Here is a 9,862-nt window from a genome sequence, read left to right as displayed (position 1 = left end):
CTACGGCGCGATGTTCTCGATGTGGCTTTTCCACTGCTCGGCGTAGCTTGCAGCGGCTTCGAGGTGGTGTTGGATGAGCGCGGTCATGTCCCTGGTGGCTGCTTCGACGCCAGATTCTTGGATGCTGGACATTTCCCCTACGGCGTTCGCGACCTTGTCGACGTCCTTCAGGGAATCCTTGACGTACTGGCAACTGCGTTCCAGGTACGCGACTTCCGACAGAACTCCTTGGATACTGCGCATCTGCCTTTATCCCCTCGGTCCACCGAACCGCGGACGTCGGGGAGAACTACCCGAGGCCGGCGGATCGTTCCGACGCGCTGAAATTTCCGCTTCTACTTCTGCGACTGGCCGGGCGAACTGCTGGCGAGACAGCCGCCGCACGACACTGGCAAATCGCGTCGGCTCACTCGGCGGCAGCGTCACGCCGCTTACCGGGGTACTGACACCATCGCTTGTGGCCAGGCGCATCAGGACCTCGAAACGACGGAGGTTCAGGAAATCCTCGTCCTTCACGCTGCGGCCGAATTGCCGGGCAAACGTACGGGCTTCGTCGGCGGACGTTTGAAATACCACCGTCGAGCGCGCGTTGTTCTGGGTGGCGTCTTGCAGTTCGCGGGTGAGCTGTCCCAAGAACTGGTGCGCCACGGTAATGGCGAGCCCGAGCGAACGGGCCTGGGCGAACCAGTCGGCAGGGGAAATCGGCAGCCCGATGAAATCCTGGAACTCATCGAGCATGAGCATCGTCGGTCGATTGGGATTTGCCGCCCCGCCCTGAACCGCGCTCCACACGGCATTGAGCAGCAGCGAGCCCATCAGGCCAGCGGTGTCCTTGCCTTCGGTCGCGCGTCCCGTGTAGACGAGCAGGATTTTGTTCTCTCGGATGATCTCGCCAATGTCGATGGTGCTGCGACTCTGCCCGATGATGTTCCGGATGCTGGGCCGGTTGTTGAGTTGCCAGATGCGGTCAAGGATGGGCTGGAAGTGCAGTGCCCGCGTACGGGCATCGCCGAGCCCCTCCCACCACGCGGCCAGCTCCTCGATATGAGAAACGCCCCGGATCAGGCGATCGGAAAATGCCGCCTGATCCGGCCTCGGTACGGCCAGCGGGCCAATGTCGGCGAACGTCATCTGTCCGCGTGCTTCGCGGCTGAGCATGAGCGTCAGGATTAGGTGATAGAACCCTTGGCGGACACGCACGCCCCGAGCGTCTTGCGGATAGAGCCTGTCGAAGAGCGCCTGGATATTGGCAGCCACCACATAGGGCGATCCGGCAAGGATGTTCCAGCCGACCGGATACGCGGTATCGCTCACGTCCAGGAGGACGACGTCACGCTTCCGATGTTCCGGCACGCGGTCGAGGACGGCCTTATACAGATCGCCCTTGGATTCGATGAGAATGACCCCGCGACCGGCGGTCATGTCCTGGGCACAGAGATTTGCCAGCAGCGCGGTTTTGCCGCTCGATGTCGGACCGACCACCTGTAGGTGCCACGCCGACTCGACAGCCCCAAGAGCAAGCGGCCGTTCTACCCCTGGGAAGTTGGACCGCGCGAGTATGCGGCCCGTCCGAGGAATCGCCCCTGTTGGCACCAGCTGGCGCGTGCGCCCTTGAGGGAGTCCGGCAACGTACGGGTTGCCGATCGGCCAGGCGAGAAGCCCCACCAGTTCAGCGAGCGACAGACGCGCCGGAAACACGGTTGGCACAGCTGCCTGCTCTACCCGCCGAAGCACCCGGCTTTCTGGCACCAGCCGCCGCTTGAAGTAACTGGCAGCGCTCCCCGTACTCGTCAGGCTGGTACGGAGGCGTCCAAGCAACTGCCCGGCGCGGGCTGGATCGTCGGCTTTGGCCGCCAGGCGCAGCACCCCGAGGAAGTTGGGTTCACTCAGCTTGGCTCGTTCGTCGGTGCGCTGGTCGCGGTCGACCCGGCCACTGAAGAAGCGTCCCGTCAAAGCGTGGTCGTTCACGGGTCGTGGTGGCCGCTGTGCCAGTGCGGGCGACAGCACCCATTGAAGGGTCACGGCCTCGTTGCCCGTAAGACCCTGCATCCCCGTGAGCAGACTCGTACTGAACGCTTCGGGACTTCCGGTGCTGAGCCTGCGGCGTGAATCCGAGACACTTAGCTCGACCGCGGCCGTCCACTGCTGGCGCGGTTCATCCGTGCCCGCCGGCGTGACCGTAGAACCGGGGATGAGCGAACGCAGCTGCGCGGGGGCGAAGTCCACGAGATCTACCGGCAGGTGCAACCGGTGCTGGATGCCCGCTTCCGTAGCCTCGACTTCCAGCACGAAGGCGGACACACCAAGCAGTCGCCGCGGACCGTTCGTGATCGTGCCGGTTAGGGCACGCAGCCACGTCATTACGTGGTCGGCGGTCAGGTCCGAGGGGAACGTCAGAGAGAAGGAAGCAACGTCGTTTGCGTCAGTGGTCATGGTGGCCGCCTCCTACCAGCGGGTGAAGCGGTAGTAGACGAAGCCGAGCACCAGCAGGATGGCGAGGCTGCTTACGACGTACGGGATGAGCGGTTCGACTGCCAGCCACAGCACGCGGATCGTGAAGGCGGCCAGCAGCAGCGTGAAGAGGAAACTTCGAGCCTTGTGCACAGCGTCCTCCGTAGAGGTGTGGTTGATGCCGCCGACCTCGACCCCCTGGCCGGCGTGCGCTTGATGAGTGCGAGCAACAGCACGGCCCCCTTCGTCGTGGTCGCCGGGCAGGGGCGACGCTGGCCAAGGAACTTGGCTGTCTTCCCCTGAGTGGTGAAATCCCGGCGATCTGTCAGAAGGGGGCCGGTGGGTGCATCAGTGGCGCTTGTCGTAGTCGACCTCGTCCAGCACTTCGCGGAAGATGTCGGTGTCTTCGGGACGGCTGCGCACAATGGCGTCGATCTCGCGCTTACGCTTCGCCCGCTTGGCTCGATGTGCTGACGATCCACCGAGACGGGACAGTGCCCAGATGGCGAGCACGATCAGGATGAAGGCGGTCGCACCGCTCGCTTGTCCGCCCTCGCTGGCTGCCTGGAACATGGGGAATACCCCTTTCAGTCGCGACGGTGGTTGCGGACGACTTCGCGCATCCGGCGCATGGTGTCGTGCTTGCGCTCACGCATCCCGATGAATATTTCTTCGGGGCTGCGCGGTGCTCGACGGCGCTCCTCGCGCTTCTCTTGAATCACCACGTAGGCGATAAACGGGGCACCAAGCCCAACGAGCGTGCCGCTGATGATGAGCACGACCAGGTTGTACGTATCCATCAGAACCCGAGCCCGTTGCCGAAGCTTCGGATGTCGTGTGCTGTCTGCCTGGTGAACTCCTGCTGCAACTTCCCAAGTTCGCGGAGCAAGTAGGGGTCGTCTCCTCCCAGTTGACGAGCCAAGTTCACGACATCCGTGACGTCGTGCATGGCGCCTTCCGTCATCCGCAGTCGCAGCGCTGCGGTGAACTCCTGCTTCCTCGCCTCGAACAACAACGCGTCGCGGTCGTGCTCGGCACGCTGCACCAGTGCGCGTTGATCCCTGGTGAGGCGTCCTCGTCGTTCCGGCTGCTGGCCGAAGCCACCCAGCATCAGTTCGTTGCCCATGGTGGTTGAACCCTTCTCCTGATCCCGGGCAGCCCTGATGAGCGCAGCGCTCAAGCAGGCCGGCCGCGGCGGGTAGGTCGATGCGGCCAAGCTTGGAGGCCCACTCGGTTGGGTGTCAAGGTTCTATCTTGTCGGAAGGACTGCAACGCACGTACGCTGATGCCATGACCGAAGAAGAGATGACCGCCAGGCAGCGAGCGGCGGAGACGAAGCGCAGGCGAACACGGCAATCGATCGTGTTGGCCACGCTCGACCTGTACGGCGACGCTGATGAAGGCGACTACACCCGTGAGCAGATCGCCGACGCAGCGGACGTAAGCGTTGCAACCCTGTACAACCACTTCACGTACAAGTACGACATCCTGCAAGCTGCCCACGAACGGCTGCTCGCCCCGGTCATCCAGCCCCTCGTCAGAGGCGCAGAAGACGGCACATACAACCCGTCAGAGCCGGTCGAGGAACTGATCCGGTATACGTACGCCGTCGCCAAAATGAGCAACTCGTGCCGAGCGCTTACCGTCGCGCTCGTAGATTCACGCTATGCCGTCCCGCCGAAGGATCGATACTTCAACGGTGGGTATCGGGATGTCGGAAGTCACATTGCCGAAGGAATGGCTGTAATCACATACAATCGCGCTCCATTTTGCCGGGCGGAGGCGAAGGGTTTTCAGGACGGCTATCTCCATGCTGTGTCGTCTACAACCACCGCATATCACGCTCGCGCGTTGCTGGAAGAGCTACGTGATTCTTTCCAGTATCCCGACGAGGACATGATGGCCGAGAGCGCCGCAAAGACAGTTCTTAGTGAACTCCTACCCGCAACGCTGATGGGTTCGGACGCTCACTTCATCGCAGAAGCAATCAGGAGCGTAGAGCGCATCCGGCCGAAGGTCGATGAGTGGTACGAGAAGATGAAGCAACGCGAGGACCTGGCGGGTTGGTAGATCACCGCGACAAACTCACAGCCAGACCCAACCTCTGCATCACCGCCACTCACCAGGCCACGAAGCGCCGCCTTACCCATCAGGATCAAGGCGGCGGCGCACTGTTTGTGGACCATTTAGTTGCACAATGCAACTGAATATGGTATAAATATATACAGATTGCCCATGTGGCAATAGCCCTCTCTCCTTCTCGGATATGGCGCTCCACCAAGCAAGCCTTGGTTGCTGGCACGCCCTATCCGAACTACCAGGAGAGATGCGTGTCGGAAGAAACTCTCGGCCCTCGTCAGCGAGCGGCTGCAACCAAGCGTGCCCGCACTCGAAAGATGATCCTGGACGCAGCCCGTCCGCTCTGCGATGAGTACGGCTACCAGGGGACCACCCGTGAGCAAGTCGCAAAAGCGGCGGCGGTGGCCATGCCCACACTGTCTAAGCATTTTCCGCTGAAGCGGTCGTTGGTGGTCGCGGCCTACGAACCCGAGCTTCTGCCGTTCATCGAGCGTGCAAAAGATGCCGTCGCAACCGAAGGAGACGCCAGAGAAGCGCTCATCGCTTTCGTGCGTGAGTTGGCGGTAATGCTGACCGACCACCCCACGCTGTGCAGGGCGCTTCTGCCGATCGGGCGCGAAGAAGACCCCGCCGACCAATTCCACCCGCTCTACTACGAGCTTGAAGCAGTCTTCGGGAAGCTGATCGAGACTCACTGGAAGGGCGAACCCCGATACGGGCGAGAGCCGTCAAGCTCTGCTCAGTATCACCTGATGGGCCTCCTCGGAGGCATCTCGCCGCCCAACCCTCCACGACCTGCCGAGGTATTCAGTAGCGTCGTCCTCATGTCGGTTCTGTAGACGCGCACCACCATCCACCCCTCAACCACAGCGAAGAACGCCTCCCCGCGTCCGCTGGTCGGTCGCGGGGTGTTCTTCATTTCTGGGGGGCGTGCCGCTTAAAGCCGTACGACCATCCGCCTTCGGCCGGCACGCACTTGATTGGCCCGAACTACCACGCAACACGTGCTGCTTAGGATTGGCAGTGCAATGGGGTGGCAAGGCGAAGGGCCCCCGCCGCAGCAGGGGCCCTTGGGGCGAGCTGGTGAGTGCTACGCGACCTTAGCCTTCGCGTACGCCTCCTTGATGTCCGCCGGAACACGACCCCGGTCGTTCACCTCAAAACCGTTTTCCTTGGCCCACGCGCGGATCTGTGCGGTGTCGCTGTCGGCAGATCGCCCCGCGCTCGCACGCTTGCCGCCGCGCGTCTGGTTCAGCTTCCGACCCTTGTTGGTGTACGGCTCCAGAGCCTTGCGCAGCTTGGCCGCGTTCTTGTCGTTCAGGTCGATCTCGTAGGTCCTGCCATCGAGGCCGAACACGATCGTCTCGGAAGCCTCGGACCCGTCGAGGTCATCAAGCAGCTGGATAATTGTTTGCTGTGCCATCGTCGGTTTCGTCCTTCGTCGGGTACGAGATAAGCAACGTGCTTTCGTTGCTGCTTCCTATCAGCGTGGTGACTACCGTCGCAACGCCGCAGGCAAATCATCGGGGTGGAGCCTCATTCACGAGGTCACGCCGAGGATGCCGTCACGCACATCATGTCTCACCCACTCACCCCGCATGACCCAGCCAAGAGCGCCCCCGCTTCCGCTGTCGAGCACAGCCCGTTCTTCGTCTCCGAGGAGGGGTTGCTTGGAACGGCGCGGTCTGCAAGCCGTGGCCGGCGCTCGGTAGATCGAAGCCTTCAAGACGGCCGCGGAGCGACCTCACGCCCGAGCTGCCACCGGTACCGCTGCACTCGCACGAACTCCGACCCTTCTTCCAGCACAGCACGGACGTCCTGGACGCTGACCGTCGGCTCGTCCGGGAAGTGTCCGTAGATCAGCTCGTGTACCTCGGCAGCCAGCAGCGGTTCAGCTTGCCGTGCCAAGGTGATTGCGACTTGCTGCCGGATCGTCGGCCGCGATGGTGCAGCAAGGATGACCTCGCGCAGCTTCTCAACGCCCTGCCATTCCTGTGCCCTTGCCGCTTCCAGCTTGGTTCCGACCACTTCGAGGGCCCTGACGGCGAACGTAGCAGCCGCCTTCCTCCTGTCGGGCTGCTTGAGGAGTAGCGCGCCGCCACCCAGGACGACAGCGCCAATCGCCCACGGGGAGATACCGGTCTGCCGCCCCAGGAGCTTGACCAACCCCACCGCGCCCCTCGCCGGAAGAGCGGCTGCGTTCACCGTGACGGCCTGGCCCCTGACGCCTTCGGCAATGTCGAGGACGGACTTCGCCGCTCGTTGCCAGTCCTTCGGGGCGAACCCAGGCTTCTTGAGGTGCCGGTCATCAGAGAACACGACGCACGGCGCAATGAGCTTGGCCAGCCATCCTGTTGGCACGTCGTCGGTGTCGGTGATCGCCAAGACCTGTTCGTCGGGGCCGTCGACGTCCGACATCGTGACGAACCGCAGCGCCGGTAGGTACTCGGCTTCAAAGTGGGCACGGAGGGTGGCAAGCGGCACCAGGCCGCGCTTGGCCATCCTCGGGAGGTGTTCGTACGTCTCATCAAGGACGTGGTCGGCAGCATAGAGAGTGGCGGTGCCGTCGTCGCTCATCCGCAACAGCCGCGACCGGAACCCCTTACGGCAGTCGTTCTCGATACTGCTGAGCAGCGCGTTGGTGTCGACGATGGCGACCAGATGCGGCGCGCGTGAACTGTAGGGATCAAGCGGCGTGCGTCTCGCAAGTGGTGCGATCTGGTCGTTCGTCATGAGCCAACGGTAGTGGTCGGATGGGATAGCGTCATTGGGTTTCACGTGGACTGAAGAACGCGTCGTAGCCGCCGCCGGGGCCGGACAGACAGCGGTTCAGCCCCGGCGGTCGAACCCCCCCGTCAGTTGATCGAGAACGACCTTCGGTTTTTGAGGAGGGCGTCACCGTTGTTGAACAGGGCGAAGAAGTCACCAAAGGCCGGGACCACATGGCCCGCGCCTCGCGCTGCAAGTCCTCGGTCGCGAAGCACCTCGATCACGTACCTCGCCAGCGCCGTACAAAGGAAGGTGCCCTCTTTTGCTACATACTCACTGTTGTGCTCGGCCATAGCCGCTTCTTCGACACTGCTTACCGGGGTACCGTCCTCCGTCATGGAGCGGATCAGCATCTTGTTGCCCAGGAGCTCCGCCACCGTACTGACCTTGGCCGCAACTCGAACTGTTTGCCGCGCAGGCCGCTTGTCGAGCAAAGGCTGCCCTACGACCTGAAACCAGCGAGCTACCGGATCAAGCGACGGAGCTTTTCCTGAGAGGACATCAAGGTTGTAGTACCGAGTCGTCTTCGCGAACTCAGCAAGGAACACCACCGCGTCGCCGATGATGTCCGGGTGCGGCAACTGCCAATCAAGTTCGCTCTGATCGAGCTTCGCCCGGATCGCTTGTACGGCATCAAGCAACTTGCTCAAGTCATGACCGTAGGCACTTCTAAGTTGCTGGTCGCTCGGGAACTTCCCGTCTTCCACAAGGGAGTCGAGCAAGATGGTCAGTTTCATGACCCGCTCCAGCCCGATCGTGTAGTTGAAGAACCCCCCGTAATACTTCTCCGGCTGCTGGTAATTAGCCTTTCTCAAGGTAGTGAGCCCAACGCACAAGGCTTGGGCTGCAAGCCCCGCCTCGTGCAGTAGCGGCTGGAAAATCGGCGAATCCCACGGACTAGCTACCGACTTAGTGTTTGTCATGAGGCATGCCTCTCGTACGACGGTCCCTATCCGGGCCAACCGTAGCGACTAGATGCACGAGGATTCACCTGATTTTTGGGCTCCTACGGGAGGACGAAGGCCACGCTGTACTTGGCCCGCGTCACCGCAACATAGAACTTGGCCTGCTCATTCAGCGTATTGAAGTCGCGGGTTTGGTAGTAGGCGATCATGGGCTTCGTCGGGAAGATGAGTACGCGGTCGTACGTGCTGCCCTTCGAGGCACCCATGTTCATCGCTTCAAGACCGCCTGTGGGTGTCCGGCGGTCCCACCGCAGCACAACAGGCGAGTACTTCCGCACGTACTCGTCCACCTCCGAGCTCTTGATCGGAAAGATGCCGTCGTGCCCCGTGACTTCGGCATTCTTCGAGATCGTGCGAGGAAGTTTTGGGTACAGATCATCCGCGAAATCACAGATCGCCTGATTACAGCGGTAGCTTTCAACACGGTCATCGATCTCGCAGCGTCCCGTACGTTCGCTGAACCAGTCGACGATACCGCTTCCCCTGTACCGCTTATTTCTCGGAGAGGTGTTCGTCCAATAGGTCGCTTGGCGCGGGTCGCCCACCATCGTGAGGGAGATAGGCGACTTCATCAGGGCGTCGAGCAGGTCAAGGTCATAGCCCGCCATGTCCTGGATCTCGTCGACGTAGATGTGGTCGTACATCCCCGCGAGCCGATCCACGACCTTGCCGCCGCTTTTCTGGTTCGCCTCATGAGCGAGAGCAGCGACCTCGTTGCGGTATGCCGCGCTGGCAGAGTCGAGGTAGTACTTCAGGGGGTTGTCCTTGCGGGCGAACCGAGAACGCTGGCCCAAGAAGTTGAGTCCGCCCATGGCACCAACCTCACCGAGCACGTAGCTCTGATAAGGCCGGGCACACTGGTTCAACAGGAAGGTGAACCACCCCATGACCGTGACGTGTCCTGGAAGAATGCCGGTTCCAGCGCTCAGCCGATTCGCGATCTGGTTCAGGTTCTCGTTGGTGTACGTCGTCACCAGGACGCGCTTCGTCGGGTCCCCGAGTACCTGGTCGATGATGTGCTGGGTCTTACGCGAGCCGGCCGCCGCGATGATGGCCTGGTTGTTATGAGACGGCATCGACCGCTTCCTTGATGTACTCCGGCATGTTGATGGCCTGGTCGCTCTGGAAGATGGCCAGCGCGCAGTCCGTCTTGTGCTTCTTCATGTAGTCGAGCAGGTCATCGTCTGATGTGAAGCTCTGCCCGAGGGCGGCGTTCATCGTGGCCCTGTCGTTCACCTTGAAAAGCTGCGGTTCTAGTGTCTTGAAGGTCGCGTCCTCACCAACGTGGACAGTGATGTTGGGATGTGCCGTGTAGCTCGCGTACCGCTGCTTTACGTCGCTGGCGTCCTTCCCGTCGTTGTCCGTGACGACGGCTACGAGATTCTGCGGCAGTAGCTGTGCGATGTCGAGGAATCGTTTAAAGGAGAGGCCGCGGACGTTGATGATGTCGATTCCATTTTCAACGGGGAGCGTGCCGCCGCGCGTATCCATGTGGGCGCGCTGAATTACCAGCTCATCCGATGGCCCCTCGACGAGGATCGACCGCCGGGCCAGCACCAGGCGAAGGGTGTCGTAGCCGGACAGCTTCCTGAAGTAGT

The 9,862-nt window shown here is 61.9% G+C and carries 13 protein-coding genes; 2 read left to right on the top strand and 11 right to left on the bottom strand.

Annotation, left to right across the window (positions count from 1 at the left end):
* The 6 genes from STRIP9103_RS42250 to STRIP9103_RS42230 form a co-directional block, all read right to left on the bottom strand.
* The gene (locus tag STRIP9103_RS42250) at nt 1–243 is read right to left on the bottom strand and encodes a hypothetical protein (protein ID WP_009339682.1); all 243 of its coding nucleotides are present in this window, start codon (nt 241–243) and stop codon (nt 1–3) included.
* A 6-nt stretch (nt 244–249) separates the two neighbouring features.
* Nucleotides 250–2,433 carry a type IV secretory system conjugative DNA transfer family protein gene (locus STRIP9103_RS42245; RefSeq protein ID WP_009339643.1) on the bottom strand — a complete coding sequence of 728 codons (2,184 nt, stop codon included), beginning with the start codon at nt 2,431–2,433 and terminating at the stop codon, nt 250–252.
* Between the two features lie 12 nt (nt 2,434–2,445).
* Entirely contained in the window at nt 2,446–2,604 is a 159-nt protein-coding gene (locus STRIP9103_RS50425) for a hypothetical protein (protein WP_009339677.1), read from the bottom strand.
* Between the two features lie 195 nt (nt 2,605–2,799).
* Nucleotides 2,800–3,024, bottom strand: a complete 225-nt coding sequence (locus STRIP9103_RS42240) for a hypothetical protein (RefSeq protein ID WP_009339711.1) — start codon at nt 3,022–3,024, stop codon at nt 2,800–2,802.
* 14 nt (nt 3,025–3,038) lie between these two features.
* Nucleotides 3,039–3,230: a hypothetical protein gene (locus STRIP9103_RS42235; protein ID WP_158696958.1), complete on the bottom strand. Its 192-nt coding sequence runs from the start codon at nt 3,228–3,230 to the stop codon at nt 3,039–3,041.
* Between the two features lie 20 nt (nt 3,231–3,250).
* The gene (locus tag STRIP9103_RS42230) at nt 3,251–3,577 is read right to left on the bottom strand and encodes a hypothetical protein (protein ID WP_048822038.1); all 327 of its coding nucleotides are present in this window, start codon (nt 3,575–3,577) and stop codon (nt 3,251–3,253) included.
* 164 nt (nt 3,578–3,741) lie between these two features.
* Here STRIP9103_RS42230 and STRIP9103_RS42225 point away from each other — a divergent pair, with 164 nt between their 5' ends.
* Together STRIP9103_RS42225 and STRIP9103_RS42220 are read left to right on the top strand one after the other, a co-directional pair.
* Nucleotides 3,742–4,521 carry a TetR/AcrR family transcriptional regulator gene (locus STRIP9103_RS42225; RefSeq protein WP_009339732.1) on the top strand — a complete coding sequence of 260 codons (780 nt, stop codon included), beginning with the start codon at nt 3,742–3,744 and terminating at the stop codon, nt 4,519–4,521.
* Between the two features lie 326 nt (nt 4,522–4,847).
* Nucleotides 4,848–5,369, top strand: coding sequence for a TetR/AcrR family transcriptional regulator (locus STRIP9103_RS42220; protein ID WP_048822036.1), 522 nt, complete (start codon nt 4,848–4,850; stop codon nt 5,367–5,369).
* 251 nt (nt 5,370–5,620) lie between these two features.
* On the opposite strand, the gene STRIP9103_RS42215 is transcribed toward STRIP9103_RS42220, so the two are convergent.
* From STRIP9103_RS42215 to STRIP9103_RS42195, 5 genes are all read right to left on the bottom strand, one after another.
* Nucleotides 5,621–5,953 (bottom strand): histone-like nucleoid-structuring protein Lsr2, encoded by a 333-nt coding sequence (locus STRIP9103_RS42215; RefSeq protein WP_009339710.1) that lies wholly within the window; start codon nt 5,951–5,953, stop codon nt 5,621–5,623.
* 299 nt (nt 5,954–6,252) lie between these two features.
* A complete protein-coding gene (locus STRIP9103_RS42210) occupies nt 6,253–7,263 on the bottom strand; it encodes a PIN domain-containing protein (RefSeq protein WP_009339661.1) in 1,011 nt (336 codons plus the stop codon).
* A 122-nt stretch (nt 7,264–7,385) separates the two neighbouring features.
* Nucleotides 7,386–8,222: a hypothetical protein gene (locus tag STRIP9103_RS42205; RefSeq protein WP_158696957.1), complete on the bottom strand. Its 837-nt coding sequence runs from the start codon at nt 8,220–8,222 to the stop codon at nt 7,386–7,388.
* Between the two features lie 83 nt (nt 8,223–8,305).
* Nucleotides 8,306–9,340 carry a UvrD-helicase domain-containing protein gene (locus STRIP9103_RS42200; protein WP_009339714.1) on the bottom strand — a complete coding sequence of 345 codons (1,035 nt, stop codon included), beginning with the start codon at nt 9,338–9,340 and terminating at the stop codon, nt 8,306–8,308.
* Nucleotides 9,327–9,821: an ATP-dependent endonuclease gene (locus tag STRIP9103_RS42195; protein WP_009339673.1), complete on the bottom strand. Its 495-nt coding sequence runs from the start codon at nt 9,819–9,821 to the stop codon at nt 9,327–9,329. The genes STRIP9103_RS42200 and STRIP9103_RS42195 overlap by 14 nt, the downstream gene beginning before the upstream one ends.
* Nucleotides 9,822–9,862: the final 41 nt, after the last annotated feature.

Origin of the sequence: Streptomyces ipomoeae 91-03 (assembly GCF_000317595.1) — a bacterium.
Classification (GTDB): domain Bacteria; phylum Actinomycetota; class Actinomycetes; order Streptomycetales; family Streptomycetaceae; genus Streptomyces; species Streptomyces ipomoeae.
Note: the sequence above shows the minus strand (reverse complement) of the source record. Positions and strands in the feature narration are given on the sequence as shown.